This window comes from Streptomyces sp. NPDC007162, assembly GCF_040634175.1.
Lineage (GTDB): Bacteria > Actinomycetota > Actinomycetes > Streptomycetales > Streptomycetaceae > Streptomyces.
Map to the genome: position 1 here is coordinate 1 of NZ_JBEYFC010000225.1, position 13,537 is coordinate 13,537.

Genomic DNA, 13,537 nt, shown 5'->3' on the forward strand with positions numbered 1-13,537 from the left:
GAAGATGCCGCCGATGCCGAGGGTGTCGCCGATCGTCTGCCGTACGCCGTGGCGGGCCGGTACCTCGAAGTCGGTCCGGGTGGCCTCGGCCATGCCGATCTGCACGATGTTGATGACGAAGTCGGCGTCGGCCAGGGCTTCGCGGCGGTCGGTGTGCGCGGTGACGTTCGGGCGGGCGCCTAGCGTGTCGGCGATGCGCCGGGCGGCCGCGTGCGCGGTCGCCAGGCGTTCGGTGTCGATGTCGTGCAGCGCGACGCGCGCGGACTTCAGTTCGGGGAACGCGAGGAGGTCGGCGAGCAGTCCCTGGGTGAAGACGACGCTGCCTGCGCCGACGAAGGCGATCTTGGGGGTGGTCATACCGGGGTTTCCTCGGTCTCGGAAGGGCGGGAGAGGACGTCGTCCCGCGTCGGCTGTGCGGTCGTACCGACGATGACGTCAGGGGCGGTGTCGCCGATGACGAGCACGTCGAAGGTGTGCGGCACTGAGGTGGTCCTGCCTGGGTGGTGGGTCGGGTGACGAGCGGGATCAGCCTTTGAGACCGGTGGAGGTGATCGACTGGATGAACGCCTTCTGCGCGCCGAGGAAGGCGAGCAGGACCGGCAGCACGGTGATCACGTTCCCGGCCATCACGGCCGACCACTGCGTGTGGTGCTGGCCCTGGAAGGTCGTGAGGCCGAGCTGGAGCGTGTACTGGGTGTCGTGGTTGATGGCGATCAGCGGCCAGGTCAGGTCGTTCCAGGTGCTGAGGAACGTCAGGACGGCCACCGTGCTGAGGGCCGGCCGGGACAGCGGGAGCACGATCCGCAACAGCACGTGCAGCCGTGAGCAGCCGTCGATCCAGGCGGCCTCCTCCAGTTCGCGGGGCAGCGAGAGGAAGAACTGCCGCAGGAGGAACACCGAGAACGGCGTGACGAGGGACGGCACGATCAGCGCGCCGAGCGTGTCGATGAGGCCGAGCTGCTTCATCACCAGGAACGTGGGAATCATCGTCAGCTGGAACGGGATCGCCATCGTGGCCAGCATCAGCCCCAGCAGCAGCCGGGAGCCGGCGAACCGCATCCGGGCGAACGCGTAGCCGCCCAGGGTGCCGAGCACGAGGTTCGCGGTGACCGTGACGAAGCTGACGAGGAAGGAGTTGGCGAACCAGCGCGGGAACATCGCGTTGCCGAGCACGTAGCGGTAGCCGCCCAGGTCCAGGCGGGAGGGCCACAGCGCCGGCGGGAAGCGGTTGATCTCCGCGTTGCTCATCACCGAGCTGACCGCCAGCCAGATCAGCGGTACCGCGAACAGCAGGGCCATCGGCGCGAGCAGCAGATGCCAGGAGCTGAACGGCAGCCGCGGGCGTCGCCGGCCGGCCACGGGCCGGGCGGTCGGGGCGGCCTGCGCGGCCTCGGGCGGGGCGGAGACGGCGGTCATGCGGCGGCTCCCTGGAGTCGGCGGCGGGCGATCTGGAAGATCAGGCCGATCAGGCCCAGGGCCGCGGCCAGTACGTAGGCCGAGGCGGCGCCGTACCCTGCGGTGGCGTTCTTGAATGCCTGCTCCCAGATGAAGTAGACGATCACCGTGGTGGATCCGAGGGGTCCGCCCTTGGTGGTGACGTACACGAGGTCGAACGTCTGGAGGGCCTCGATGGTCTGCCACAGCAGCAGGAACACCGAGACGGGCCTGAGCGTGGGCAGGGTGACGTGCCGCAGGATCTGGAAGCGGCCCGCGCCGTCCAGCCGGGCAGCCTCGGTCAGTGAGGCCGGCACGTCCTGCAGCGCCGCGAGGTAGATGACCATGCAGAAGCCGGTACCGCTCCACAGACTGATCGCGACCAGCACGAGCAGCGCCTGGGACGGATCGTTGAGGAAGCCCTGCGCCGGGATGCCGAGGTAGTGCAGTACCGCGTTGGCCGCGCCGAACTGCGGATCCAGGATGAACGAGAACAGCACGCCCTGTGCGGCGGAGGAGACCACGAACGGCACGAAGAACAGGGTGCGGTAGAGCCCGACGAAGCGTATGCGCCGGTTCAGGGCGAGGGCGAGCAGCAGCCCCACCACCATGCTCGCCGGCACGTACAGCGCGGTGTAGAGCAGGGTGTTGTGCACCGCCTGGCTGAAGTGGGGGTCCTGGGCGAGGGCGCGGTAGTTGTCCAGGCCCACCCAGCGGCTCGGTGTGACGAGGTCGTCGGCCCGGAAGGACAGCAGCAGCGACCAGATGATGGGCACCACGCTGAGACCGAGGATGATCAGGACCGCGGGCGATACGAACGTCCAGGCCATCGCGGACTCGGCGGCCCGTCTGCGGCGCAGGGCTCGCCGGTTGTCCGGGGGCCGGGACAGAGTGATCGGGGTGGGCACTCGGGACACGGCGGATCTCCTCAGCGGGGTATGAGCAGTGCGGCGTTGGCGTCGGCGGCGCAGGAGCGCACTGCCTGGGCGGGACTGCTCCGGCCCAGCAGCACCGCGACGACGGCCTGTCCGAGGGCCTGCGAGATCTGCGGGTAGGCGGCGTGCACGGGGCGTACGCGGGCCGAGTCCAGTGCCTTGGTGAACACCTCCAGGCCTTCGGTGGTGTTCTCCTGGTGCTGCCAGGCGGGCAGATCGCGGGTGCGGCGGCTGAGCGGGAGGCTGCCCGCGTCGATGTCCCAGCGCACGTCCTGTACGGGCTGCATCAGCCAGCTCACGAAGGTCTTGGCGGCCTTCCTGCGGGCATCGCCGTTGTCGAACACCGTCCACGTGTCGGGTCCGCTGATGGTCACCGGCCGGCCGGAGAAGGTGGGCAGCGGGACGACGTGATAGTCGATCTTCGCCTGCCGGATGTCGGGGAGCTGCCAGGGACCGGTGACGGCCATGCCCATCCGGTTGGACAGGAAGACCTGGTACATCTGCTCGCTGCCCGGCTTCGGGTCGACGTAGACGCTCTTGTCCCGGGCGAGGGCGGCCACCACCTCCAGGGCGCGGGTCCCGGCGTCGGTGAACCCGATGTGCTTGCCGTCGTCGGCGACGACGTCCCCGCCGAGATCCCAGATCATGGGCCAAAGACGCCAGACGGTGTCCTCGTCGCCGACGCCGGGCCAGCCGGTGCCGAAACGGCCGCGGCCGGCGTCCGTGAGCGCCTTGGCGGTGGCGACGAAGTCGTCCCAGCGCCAGTCCGCTTCGGGCAGCGGCAGGCCGGCCTGCTGGAAGAGCTTGCGGTTGCAGACCACCGCGAGCGAGTCCAGCAGCGCGGGCGCGGCGCGCACCTGGCCGTTGACGGTCACGGCCTGGCGGGCCGGCGCCCAGTAGTTCGTCCAGGGCGTGCCCGCGTGTCGGACCATGTCGGTGAGGTCGACGACCTGCGGGCTGCGGGCGACGCTCGCCAGGTCGGAACCGAAGATGTAGGCGATGTCCGGGTAGGAGCCCGCGGCGAGGGCGGCCGTCACCTTCTGGAGCATCGCGTCGGCGAGTACTCCGCCGCCCACATCCACCCGGATACGGGGATGGCTGCGCATGAACGAGGCGACCAGCGAATCCATCGCCTTCTTGCCCGTGTCGGTCTGCCCGTGCCACATCTCGATCGTCACGGTGCCGTCGGCGCTCACGCCGTCGTCACCGCCCGCCGCGCAGCCGGAGGCCCCCAGGCCCGCGGCCGCCGTGGTGGCCAGGGCCGCGCCGACGCGCAGGACCGTGCGGCGTTCGGGCTGTGCGCTGCGGGTGAGCGCGGACATGGGTACCTCCCGTGCGGAGCTGTGGGACATGCGCGGTGCGTCAGGGATGCGTTCGGTGTACGGAGTTCCGGCCGCGGCGACGGCGGGTGGTCCCGGCGGGTCCGGTGCGGAACCGGTCTCGGCCGGCCGGAACTCCGTGCGGCGGTGCTCAGGGCCGGGCGCGGAGCGGGACGGGCGGCCGGATGCGGGCGCTGCCTCGCCGTCCGCGGGGAGTCACATGGATACGGATCATGTCCAAGCCCCAGAACATGGTGGGTACGTCCCCGCCTCGGACACCGACGTGGTCCTGGCGACTCAGTCCGGGCTCCTGGCGCGTGGTCAGCTACCGGCTGGGCGTACCTCTGCAGCCGAGTGCTTCGACTACGGCGTTGACCAGGAGTTAAACGATGGTGCCGGGCAGCTGTCAAGAGGGAAGCAATGATTGGACGTGCGTGAAACATCGGGGAAATCTGCATGATTGAGCATCCGGCGATGTCGGCCCGCGGCGGCTCGGGGTGAGCCGTCACAGGCCGACACGCGCTTTCGGGGCGCGCCCGGGGTCGTGATCAGTGCGGGATGCGCCCTAGCAGGTCTTGCGGACGTACCCGCCGCTCCCGGCCGGGGAGACCGCCACGTCGCGCTGGACGATGCTCAGTGTGCCGCCCCACCCCTTGCACGCCTTCGACCTGCCGGAGTTGGTGTACTCGATCACGATCACGTTGTTGCCGAAGGCGCTGGTGTAGTCGCCGCACTCGTCGTACTGGCCGCATTCCTCGGCCACGGCGAAGTCGAGGCCGTTGGCGGTGCGGTTGCCGGCCAGCTCGGGGGTGTTCTTCTGGGCGATGGCCAGGCCGTCCGCGTGGGCGCGGGCGGAGAGCAGCTTGATGAACGCCTGCGCGTTGTTCGCCGTCAGACGGTTTCCGGAGCGGCTGTAGCTGTCGTAGTTGTCGGGCTCGACGGCTTGGAAGCCCTTGTCCCGGCAGCCGTCGATCTGGGATCCGATCTGGTTGGCGATCCGCTGGCGCTTGGCGTCCGTGCTGACGTCGAGGAGGGCCTCGCCCCAGTCCTCGTCGTAGACGACCTTGCCCGCGGAGTCGCGCAGCAGCAGGTCCGACGCCCACTCGCCCTCCGCGCCCGGCTGCGCCTGGAAGGCGTTGACGTAGCAGATGTTGTACAGGCCGGCGGCCGGGGAGGCGGTGTGGTCACGGGTGACGACCTTGACGCCGGCGGGCGGTGTGTAGGCGCCTCCGATCTGGTAGTCGAAGCCCGCGTGCGTGGGCGGCAGAGACACGGTCGCCGCCTGCGTCGAGGGTGCCGCGACGAACAGGGCGCCGGTCAGCGCGGCCGCGCCGATGACAGTGCCGGTCAGTTTGAGAGAGGTGGTGTTCAGATGGCTCATGTGTGAGCTCCAGGAGAAGCGGGCACGTCCCCGCCTCGGACGCGTGAGGTGTCCTGGCGACTTGGGCCGGGCTTGCGGCGCGGGGCCTGCATACCGGCTGGGCGTGCCTCTGAACGCAGAGCGTGGCTCCGGTGTAGTCCGAGAGTAAAGCGATCGCGTTCGAGGATGTCAACGGCTGCGAAGTCCCTTGTCTGCATGCTGAGTTGGACGCGCTCGCGTGGCCGGGTGTGACCGATGGCGGCGGCGTCCGGGCACAGAGACAGATGCTTGAAACTGCTTGATGCAAGCGTTGATTGAGCACCTTCAAGCATCTAAGGTCGTCGGTGTGACGGTCGAACCGGGGCACCGCTGTCGGCCCGGGTGATGCGTGACGCATCTCTGTCACGCTCCCGCGCCGGCCGTGCCCATGGCGGCGCCCCCGGGACACCGCGAGTCCGTCCACCACCGCGCACCGCGGCCGACCCTCCGACGGGCCCAGGGCGGCCAGGCGTCCGCCACGTCTGCCTGTTCGCGACGAAGGGATGCTCCATGACCAACCAGCCGGCCGCGCCGGAACTGCGTGTCGGTGTCGTAGGCACGGGCCAGCGAGCCGGGCTGGCCGTCCTGGCCGAGCGGCCCGGCTCGGCTCGCGTGGTCTCCTGCGCGGATCCCTCCGAGCGCGGCCGTACCGACGCCCGGGAGCTCTTCGGGGCGGACGTCCAAGTCCACTGCCGCTATGAGGACATGCTCACGGACGACTTGGATGCCGTCTTCGTCCTCACCCCGGACGACCTCCACACCGCTCCTGCCCTGTACTTCCTCGAAGCCGGTGTCGCCGTGTTCGTCGAGAAGCCGCTGGCCGTCGACCTCGACGACTGCGACCGGGTCCTGGCCGCCGCGGCCCGCACCGGCACCCGGCTGTACGTCGGGCACAACCTCCGCCACCTGCCGGTCCTGCGTACCATGCGCGGGCTCGTCGACGAAGGGGCGATCGGAACCGTGCGGGCGGTGTGGTGCCGGCATTTCGTCGGTCACGGCGGCGACTACTACTTCAAGGACTGGCATGCCGAACGGGCCCGGACCACGGGCCTTTTGCTGCAGAAGGGCGCACACGACCTGGACGTGATCCACTGGCTCGCGGGCGGCTACGCCCGCACGGTGACCGCGCTGGGCGATCTGTCCGTCTACGGAGCCGGCCCGCACCGCCGTACCCGGCCCCAGGGCTCGGAGCGGGTGCAGGACTGGTTCGACGAAGGCGTCTGGCCGCCGTCGGCGCTGCGCGATCTCAACCCCGTCATCGACGTGGAGGACATCAGCATGGTGCTGACCCGCCTCGACAACGGAGTGCTCACCAGCTACCAGCAATGCCACTTCACGCCCGACTACTGGCGCAACTACACCGTCATCGGCGACGAGGGTCGTATCGAGAACCTCGGGGACGGCGTCGAGGGCGACGCCCCGTTGATCAAGGTGTGGAACCGGCGCCGTTCCGGCTACCGCGCCGAGGCCGATCTGACGCTGCCGCCCACCGAGGCGGCCGGTGGCCCGCACGGAGGCGCTGACCAGGCCCTCGTCGACGAGTTCCTGCGTTTCGTCGCGCACGGCGGTGCGACCGAGACGTCGCCCGTCGCCGCCCGGGAAGCCGTCGCGACCGGCATAGCGGCCACCACGTCCCTGCGCTCGGGGGGCAAGCCGGTCGAGGTCCCCGCCCTCGCCCCGCACCTCGTCGACTACTTCGCGCGCCACCAGCCCGGTTCGCGCGGCCCGGCGTCCCGGATCGAGTGAGCCCTCCGGCACGGCCTCCGGTGCCGTGCCGCGACTCGCCGTCCGGGACAGCCGGGTTCACTTCGGGCACCGTTCGGCCGGCTCGCCCTTCCATGCCCAGGTCACGCCGGCAGCGGCGCCGTGGTGCGGTTCGGCACGCCGTCGGCGCCATTCAGGCTGTCTGCGCTTCAGCGTGACGTTGCTGGGCCCAGCCGACGGCTGTCTCGGGGGACACCCTGCAAGGTGCGGGCCGCTGATCGGTGACGGTCAGTGAGCCAGCACGGTGAGCATGCTGTGTACGGTGCTCGCAACGGCGTCGCGTGCGGGGCCCAGGTACTTGCGCGGGTCGGTCAGCGCAGGCAGCGAGTCCAGCGTGTCGCGTACGACCCGGGTCAGGGATATGTTGAGCGCCGTCCCGATGTTGATCTTCACTATGCCGGCTCGGACGGCGGAACGGAGTTCGCCGTCGGGAACGCCGGAGGAGCCGTGCAGCACCAGGGGCACCGGAACCGCTTCCCGGAGCCGTTCGATGAGTGCGTGGTCCAGCGTCGCCGACCGTTCGGTCATGGCGTGACTGCTGCCCACCGCGACCGCCAGGGCGTCCACGCCGGTACGCACCACATAATCGACGGCTTCCGCCGGGTCGGTGCGCACGCCGGCGGTGTGCGCGCTTGCGGGGGAGTCCGGCTTGCCTCCCACATGCCCCAGTTCGGCTTCCAGCCAGAGCCCCGCGTCGTGAGCCCAGCGCGCCGCCGCAGCGGTGGCGGAGACGTTCTCGGCGTAGGGCAGGGCCCCGGCGTCGAACATCACGGAGGAGAAACCGCAGTCGGCCGACTGGTGCAGCAGCTCCACGTCGGTCACGTGGTCGAGGTGCAGCGCGACCTCGACCGCGCTGGACCGGGCCATCGAGGCCGTCGCCAGAGCGAGCGGGAGGAGCTGGCCCCTGTGATACCGCACGGCGTTCTCGCTGATCTGCAGGATCACGGGCCGTTCGGCCGCCTCGGCGCCTGTGACGATGCCCTCGGCGTGCTCCAGGGTGATGACGTTGAAAGCGGTGACGCTGCGACGTTCGGTCGCGGCGTGCGCGACCAACTCGCCGGTGGGGACCAGAGGCATGTGTGCTCCTCACGCGGGGGCTGTCTGAACCTGTGATGTCCGTGTGCGGAGGTTCGGATCAGGTCGGCCCTGTGCGGCGGGCGTCATCCGAACCACCGGAGAGCGGGGCCTACGGGCCCGTCAGCGGTGCCGAGGGAACCCGGGGCTCGGGGGTCTCTTCGCGCTTCTCGTCGGCGTACACCATCAGAGTGGATCCGCCGAGGGCGAGGGCGAGGGCGAGGGCGAGGACGATGCCGATGGTCCCCCATGTCGTCGGCAGCGTCTGGTGGACGACCAGCGACAGCGCGATGGTGAGGACGGGTGCCAGGGCGTTGGTGATCGGTGCGACGACGCTTGCCCTGCCGCGGCTGAGCGCCATGACGAGGAACAACGCGCCCACGGCGTTGAGGACCTGGGTGCCGGCGGTCAGTGCCGGCGCCTGCCACGGTGCGTCGGGCAGCCCTCCCATCATGACGACGGCCATGGGGACGAGCAGCAGACCGCTGGGCGCCCCACGCCACGCAGATGAGGACGGACAGCAGCAGCCAGGACCCGGTGCCGGCCGAGCCGTGGTTGCCCGCGGGGATGCTGATGAGCACGATGGCGAACAGTGCGGCGACCACGCCGATGACGGCGAGCTTTCCGATCCGCTCCCTGAGCAGGGCCACCGCCATCAGTACGGTGATCACCGGGGAGAGCGAGACGACGGGGAAGATCAGGTAGGCGGGGCCCGTCGGACAGCGCCTGGAACAGCAGGAGTTGACCGCCTGCCCCGGTGAGTCCCGCCGCGAGCCCGTAGACCGCGGCGACCGGCCGGCCGTCGAACCGCTGCCGGCGCAGTGCGACCGCCGCAGGCAGCAGCATGGTGAAGGCCCAGATGACGTAGATCATCTCGTTGGGATAGCCGTACCGTTCGGTGGGCTGACTGGAGAACGCTCCCCAGACGCCCCAGAACAGCACCAGTAGCCCCGCGTACAGGATCCAGTTTCGTTGGTCACGCATGGTGGTTCTCCGTGGTGGTGAACTCCGAGGAGGAGCGCAGGGCGGCGAGTGCCGCGGTGTCGAGAGGGGTTCCGGCGAGCTTCGCCGCGTAGAGGGCCGCGCCGACCACGGGCTCGAACAGGGGCCGGCGCAGTTCGTAGCGGGCGGTGCTGCCGCGGAGTTGGGTGGTGAACGCGTCGAGCACGGCGGCCGAGCGGAAGACTCCGCCCGAGTAGGACACCGGGACGGGTTCGGCCACGGCGAAGCCCAGCCGGCGTCGCGCACTGTCGACCAGCAGGGCCAGTTCCCGTCCGGCCTCGGTCAGGACGGCAGCGGCCTGCGCGTCGCCCAGCCCCGCCGCCTCGACCACGAGGGGACTCAGCGAGGCGATCTCGCTGCGGTGTCCCTGCCACCGGTTGAGTACGACGTCGATGACCTCGAGGTCGGTGGTCAGATCGAGATGGCGGCGCAGGAGTTCCACGAGCGGGCCCTCGGGCAGCCGGCCGTCACTCATCCGGGAGAACACGTTCAGCGCGCGGGCGGCGATCCAGTACGCCGATCCCTCGTCGCTGAACAGTTCGCTCCAGCCTCCGGTGCGCACACCGCGGCCCTGCCGCTCGCCGTAGGTCATCGATCCGGTGCCGCTGATGACGTTGATGCCGTCCACAGCGCCGAGCGAACCGGCCCAGCCGCAGATCATGTCGTTGTCGCACACGTAGCGCCGGTGTCCCAGCACCTCGCCGGGGACGGCGTCCAGCGCGGCGACGTCGCCGGGGACCTCCCCGTACCCGGGCAGGCCCAGGAACGCGTAGGCGATGTCCGCGGGCGTGAAGCCCGCGCCCTCCGTCACGGCCCGGATTCCCTCGCGCAGAACCTGCGTGACGTGCTCCACGCCTCCCGTCCCGTTGTCCGCGAAGTAGTAGGCACCCTCCGCGACGGCCCGGGCCCTGATCGCGCCCGCACGGTCGATGAGGCAGAAGGCTGTCTTGGTGCCTCCGCCGTCCACACCCAGAAACATCGTTGTTCTCCGCTCGGCTCTGTCGGAACGCTGTCAGACGACGTCGTCGCGTCGCTGGGGGAGCGGATGCACGGTCACGCCCTGCACCACGCGGTTCACCTGTCCGGAGGGGAACGGGTTGTCGGGCCGGATGCCCCGGTGCAGGGACGCGCGCAGCGCGACCAACTGGGCACACAGCACCGCGGGAAGGGCGAGGACGGTGTCGTCGACGCCGGCGAGCCCGGGGAGCAGCCAGGTGTCGTCGCCGGGCAGTCCGTCCCGCGACGCGGAGACGGCGACGACGCTGCCCTGCGGCAGCCCCGCGCGCAGTTCGGCGAGGATGTCGAGGTCGTAGCGGCGCGTGTAGGGGTCGTTCGACACGTAGACGACGACGGCTGTGCGGTCGTTCAGGACGGACTTGGGGCCGTGGCGGAAGCCGAGTGAGGACTCCGAGGACGCCACGAGCGCGCCTCCGGTCAGCTCCAGCAGCTTCAGGGCGGACTCCTGGGCCAGCCCCTTGAGGGCGCTGCTGCTGCCGAGGTACACCAGCCGTTCGGGTTCGCGGGCCAGCAACTCCTCGATCTGCCCGTCGAGTCCGCCCGCCGTGATGTGCTCGGCCGCCGCTGCCGGGGCCTCGATGGCGTCCGTGGTGAGCGCGCCCAGGGCGAGCAGGGACGCCAGAAGCATGCTGGTGAAGCTCGACGTCATGGCGAAGCCCTGGTCGTTCGACGCGGCGGGCATCAGCAGGACGTGGGAGGAGGCGCTCTCGCGGTGCAGGCGGGCCAGCTGCCCGGCGCTGTTGCAGGTGATGACGAGGTGGTGCACGTGTGCCAGGACCTGGTCCGCCAGCCGGGTCGCCGCGACACTCTCGGGGCTGTCCCCGGACCGGGCGAACGAGACGAGCAGCGTGGGGACGTCGTCGGGGAAGGACACACAGGGGTCGGCGACGATGTCGGTGGTGGAAACGGCATCGGTGCGGCGGCCGGTGGCGCGAGCGACCGCGGCCCGGACGACCTCTCCGGCGAAGGCCGAGGTACCGGCTCCCGTGAGGACGATCCGCAGCTCCTCGTCGACGAGCAGGGGTGCCAGGAAGGCGTCCAGGGACACGCGTTCACCGGCGACGATCGCCCCGACCTCACGCCACACGTCGGGCTGCTGGATGATCTCGGCGGTGGTGTGGTCGGCCCCGCGGTCCTGAGGTACCAGGTCTTGGGTGGTGGTCTTCACGCGTACTCCTTGTCATGGGTTCGGCATGCACGGTCGTAGTCGCGCAGGACGTCACGGACGTGATCGACGACGAGGTCCCGCGGTGTCGCGGACAGGCCCCCGGCCCTGACGCGCTGGTACTGGTGGGGCAGGTGGGCGCTCCCGGCACCGGAACCTCGGTTCCGATGACATGACGGAGGGTTCCGGCGGAGTCGCCCGCGGTGGACTCGGCCACACGCACCAGGCGTGCGGTGCGGTCGGCGACCAGGTCGTCGGTCAGCGGAGCGACGTCGTCGGCACAGGAGAAGCTGCAGTCCAGGTGGTCTCCGCCCAGAACGACCCGCTCCAGCGGCAGGCCGTGTTCGGCGGCGATGCCGTGCACGAGTTCGCGGAAGTCCTCGGGCCGCATGCCGGTGTAGCCGCCGTACTGGTCGACCTGGTTGGAGGTCGCCTCGGCGAGGACGGTGCCTCCCGATTCGTGGGCCTGGCGGACCGCTGCCTCGATGACCAGCGGATGGGCCGAGCAGACGGAGGTGAAGCCGTGCGGTTCGCCTGCTTTCTGGCGGCGGACCACTTCATCCAAGGGGTTCCACATGATCGCTCCAGGGTTCACCGAAGCGCGTCAGACGCATCTGCCGACGCGGCTCCGGAAACGTGACTGGAACGGTACTGGTCTCGTAAATGGCCGTCAATGGTCTGTTATTGGTATGGCACTGGTCTACATGAAACTGGTATACCTCTGGTATGCCTTCTTCGGACCGTGGTCTCCCTCAAGGGCTGTTGAGCGGAGACGCCCTGCCGCTGTACTCCCAGGTCGCCGGACGTCTCCTGGACGACATCGCCGAGAAAGGTGCCCGCCCGGGAGACCGACTGCCCTCGGAGCGGGCACTGGCCACCCGGTACGGCGTCTCGCGCGTCACCCTTCGCTCCGCCCTGAACGAACTCGCGGAGCGCCACGTCATCGAGTCCGCGCCGGCCCGCGGCTGGTTCCTCGCCGAGGGGTACGAACGCGTCGCCCCCGCATCGCCCCCGCCGTCACCGGGTCGGGCGGCAGCCCAGTCGGTACAGGGCTTCGCCGACTACGCCGAACAACAGGGCCTGCGGCTCCGCGACTCGGTCCTGGAGAGCGGGGTCCGTCCCGCCACGGTTCAGGAGTCCGAACAGCTGAGGATCGGGCCGGGAGCCGCGATCTTCGAGATGCGCCGACTGCGCTACCTGGACGACATCGTCGTGGTGCTGGAGCACAACCGGCTGCCGCTCGCACTGTGCCCGGAGCTCGCTGAGACGGACTTCACCACGCACACGCTCTTCGCCACACTCCGCCGCGCCGACCCGCCCCAACTGCCCAAGGTCGCCGACTACTCCGTGGAGGCCCGCCACCCGACGGCGGAGGAACGGCGACTGCTCGAAATCACCGACGCGACTCCGGTGCTCGTCGCCACCCAGCTCGCCTTCAACCAGAACGGACAGCCCCTCGAACTCACCGCTGCCGCCTACCGCGGCGACCGGTACCACTTCCGGGCCTCCATCACGGGGTGAGTGCGTCGCCTCATGGTGTGACGACGCGCGGATCGAGCCGCCGCCGTCTGGGAAGCCACCCTTGCCCCCCGGTCCCGGTCCGGCAACCTGCTGGTCGAGGACGGCAGACTGACAGCCGTCCCCGACTTCGGCACGTCGGGCGTCGGCGACCCGGCCTGCGATCTGGTGACGCGGGGGGGACGTTGTACGGCGACAGCAGGGAGGCGTTCCGGCGCGCGGTCGGCCAGGACGACGGCACCTTGGCCCGGGCCCGGGGCTGGGCGCTGTGGAAATCCCTGCTGACCCTGACCCAGTGCATCGACACCGATCAGGAACTGGCCGCCGCCCACCGGCGCACCATCGCCGACGTCCTGACGGACCACGACCGCTTCGGCTGGCCGAGGCCACTCGGCGGACCCGGTCGGGGCCGGCCTGCTGCCAGGAGTCAGATCGCGTTGATCGCCGCGGGGGCCCGCTCCACCCGGGTGAAAGCTCTCAGCAGCGCCGCTTGGCCGTGCCGCCGGGCAGCGAGCCGGGTCAACAGCGCGATCACCGGGTCGAAGACCTCCCGCGGGAGCTCCGGGGCGGCCAGACCCACGCTGACGGCCAGATCGTCCATGTGCACGGCGAGCTCCAGCATCCGGGTGACCAGGAAATCGTCGAGACGCAGCGACCACCCCGTCTGCGGCAGGAACACGGCCTGGTCCCCCGAACACTCCGCGAGCTTGGTCTGCTGCTCTGCGAACGAGGTGCGGGCGAGCTTCGCCAACCACGATGCGCCCTGGGCCGCGACGCCCTCGCCCTTGGCCCGGATACCGGCGTTGACCTCCCCGTCCAGCACCCGCTCGGCCCGGACGGCGAGGGCGCCGGGCACCTCGCCGACGCGTTCCGGGGCCGTACGGCGGATCACACCCGCGTTGGGCGCGGC

At 70.3% G+C, this 13,537-nt stretch carries 12 protein-coding genes and 3 pseudogenes; 3 read left to right on the plus strand and 12 right to left on the minus strand.

What is annotated here, in order from left to right:
- The 6 genes and pseudogenes from ABZ646_RS25000 to ABZ646_RS25025 form a co-directional block, all read right to left on the minus strand.
- Window positions 1-357: pseudogene (locus ABZ646_RS25000) on the minus strand (alpha-glucosidase/alpha-galactosidase); the annotation flags it as partial.
- Window positions 354-482, minus strand: coding sequence for a hypothetical protein (locus tag ABZ646_RS25005; RefSeq protein WP_360522948.1), 129 nt, complete (start codon window positions 480-482; stop codon window positions 354-356). The gene ABZ646_RS25005 and the pseudogene ABZ646_RS25000, both read right to left, overlap by 4 nt.
- A 43-nt stretch (window positions 483-525) precedes the next feature.
- On the minus strand, window positions 526-1,416 hold the full coding sequence (locus tag ABZ646_RS25010) for a carbohydrate ABC transporter permease (RefSeq protein WP_360522951.1): 891 nt from the start codon (window positions 1,414-1,416) through the stop codon (window positions 526-528).
- Window positions 1,413-2,351 carry a sugar ABC transporter permease gene (locus ABZ646_RS25015; protein ID WP_360522954.1) on the minus strand — a complete coding sequence of 313 codons (939 nt, stop codon included), beginning with the start codon at window positions 2,349-2,351 and terminating at the stop codon, window positions 1,413-1,415. The genes ABZ646_RS25010 and ABZ646_RS25015 overlap by 4 nt, the downstream gene beginning before the upstream one ends.
- An 11-nt stretch (window positions 2,352-2,362) precedes the next feature.
- Window positions 2,363-3,691: an ABC transporter substrate-binding protein gene (locus ABZ646_RS25020; RefSeq protein WP_360522957.1), complete on the minus strand. Its 1,329-nt coding sequence runs from the start codon at window positions 3,689-3,691 to the stop codon at window positions 2,363-2,365.
- Window positions 3,692-4,253: 562 nt separating this feature from the next.
- Window positions 4,254-5,069: an endo alpha-1,4 polygalactosaminidase gene (locus ABZ646_RS25025; RefSeq protein WP_360522960.1), complete on the minus strand. Its 816-nt coding sequence runs from the start codon at window positions 5,067-5,069 to the stop codon at window positions 4,254-4,256.
- Between the two features lie 528 nt (window positions 5,070-5,597).
- Here ABZ646_RS25025 and ABZ646_RS25030 point away from each other — a divergent pair.
- Window positions 5,598-6,833, plus strand: coding sequence for a Gfo/Idh/MocA family oxidoreductase (locus ABZ646_RS25030; protein ID WP_360522963.1), 1,236 nt, complete (start codon window positions 5,598-5,600; stop codon window positions 6,831-6,833).
- Between the two features lie 246 nt (window positions 6,834-7,079).
- Here the strand turns inward: ABZ646_RS25030 and ABZ646_RS25035 are convergent, their stop codons facing one another.
- From ABZ646_RS25035 to ABZ646_RS25055, 5 genes are all read right to left on the minus strand, one after another.
- On the minus strand, window positions 7,080-7,928 hold the full coding sequence (locus tag ABZ646_RS25035) for a class II fructose-bisphosphate aldolase (RefSeq protein WP_360522966.1): 849 nt from the start codon (window positions 7,926-7,928) through the stop codon (window positions 7,080-7,082).
- Window positions 7,929-8,037: 109 nt separating this feature from the next.
- A complete protein-coding gene (locus tag ABZ646_RS25040) occupies window positions 8,038-8,391 on the minus strand; it encodes a hypothetical protein (protein WP_360522969.1) in 354 nt (117 codons plus the stop codon).
- Between the two features lie 510 nt (window positions 8,392-8,901).
- A complete protein-coding gene (locus ABZ646_RS25045) occupies window positions 8,902-9,906 on the minus strand; it encodes a BadF/BadG/BcrA/BcrD ATPase family protein (RefSeq protein WP_360522972.1) in 1,005 nt (334 codons plus the stop codon).
- A 33-nt stretch (window positions 9,907-9,939) separates the two neighbouring features.
- The gene (locus ABZ646_RS25050) at window positions 9,940-11,112 is read right to left on the minus strand and encodes an SIS domain-containing protein (RefSeq protein ID WP_360522975.1); all 1,173 of its coding nucleotides are present in this window, start codon (window positions 11,110-11,112) and stop codon (window positions 9,940-9,942) included.
- Window positions 11,021-11,686 carry a class II D-tagatose-bisphosphate aldolase, non-catalytic subunit gene (locus ABZ646_RS25055; protein WP_360522978.1) on the minus strand — a complete coding sequence of 222 codons (666 nt, stop codon included), beginning with the start codon at window positions 11,684-11,686 and terminating at the stop codon, window positions 11,021-11,023. Before ABZ646_RS25055 ends, ABZ646_RS25050 begins: the two co-directional genes overlap by 92 nt.
- A gap of 149 nt (window positions 11,687-11,835) precedes the next feature.
- On the opposite strand from ABZ646_RS25055, the gene ABZ646_RS25060 reads away from it, so the two are divergent.
- Together ABZ646_RS25060 and ABZ646_RS25065 are read left to right on the plus strand one after the other, a co-directional pair.
- Entirely contained in the window at window positions 11,836-12,630 is a 795-nt protein-coding gene (locus tag ABZ646_RS25060) for a GntR family transcriptional regulator (protein WP_360522981.1), read from the plus strand.
- A 78-nt stretch (window positions 12,631-12,708) separates the two neighbouring features.
- Window positions 12,709-12,917, plus strand: a pseudogene (locus ABZ646_RS25065) (phosphotransferase); the annotation flags it as partial.
- A 137-nt stretch (window positions 12,918-13,054) separates the two neighbouring features.
- On the opposite strand, the pseudogene ABZ646_RS25070 reads toward ABZ646_RS25065, so the two are convergent.
- Window positions 13,055-13,537, minus strand: a pseudogene (locus ABZ646_RS25070) (hypothetical protein); the annotation flags it as partial.

What these genes read in the sequence shown, in the direction of transcription:
- ABZ646_RS25030 (WP_360522963.1), top strand. Translation starts at nt 5,598, where the DNA reads ATGACCAACCAGCCGGCCGCGCCGGAACTGCGTGTCGGTGTCGTAGGC.
- ABZ646_RS25010 (WP_360522951.1), bottom strand. Translation starts at nt 1,416, where the DNA reads ATGACCGCCGTCTCCGCCCCGCCCGAGGCCGCGCAGGCCGCCCCGACC.
- ABZ646_RS25040 (WP_360522969.1), bottom strand. Translation starts at nt 8,391, where the DNA reads ATGGCCGTCGTCATGATGGGAGGGCTGCCCGACGCACCGTGGCAGGCG.
- ABZ646_RS25025 (WP_360522960.1), bottom strand. Translation starts at nt 5,069, where the DNA reads ATGAGCCATCTGAACACCACCTCTCTCAAACTGACCGGCACTGTCATC.
- ABZ646_RS25060 (WP_360522981.1), top strand. Translation starts at nt 11,836, where the DNA reads ATGCCTTCTTCGGACCGTGGTCTCCCTCAAGGGCTGTTGAGCGGAGAC.
- ABZ646_RS25020 (WP_360522957.1), bottom strand. Translation starts at nt 3,691, where the DNA reads ATGTCCGCGCTCACCCGCAGCGCACAGCCCGAACGCCGCACGGTCCTG.
- ABZ646_RS25035 (WP_360522966.1), bottom strand. Translation starts at nt 7,928, where the DNA reads ATGCCTCTGGTCCCCACCGGCGAGTTGGTCGCGCACGCCGCGACCGAA.
- ABZ646_RS25045 (WP_360522972.1), bottom strand. Translation starts at nt 9,906, where the DNA reads ATGTTTCTGGGTGTGGACGGCGGAGGCACCAAGACAGCCTTCTGCCTC.
- ABZ646_RS25055 (WP_360522978.1), bottom strand. Translation starts at nt 11,686, where the DNA reads ATGTGGAACCCCTTGGATGAAGTGGTCCGCCGCCAGAAAGCAGGCGAA.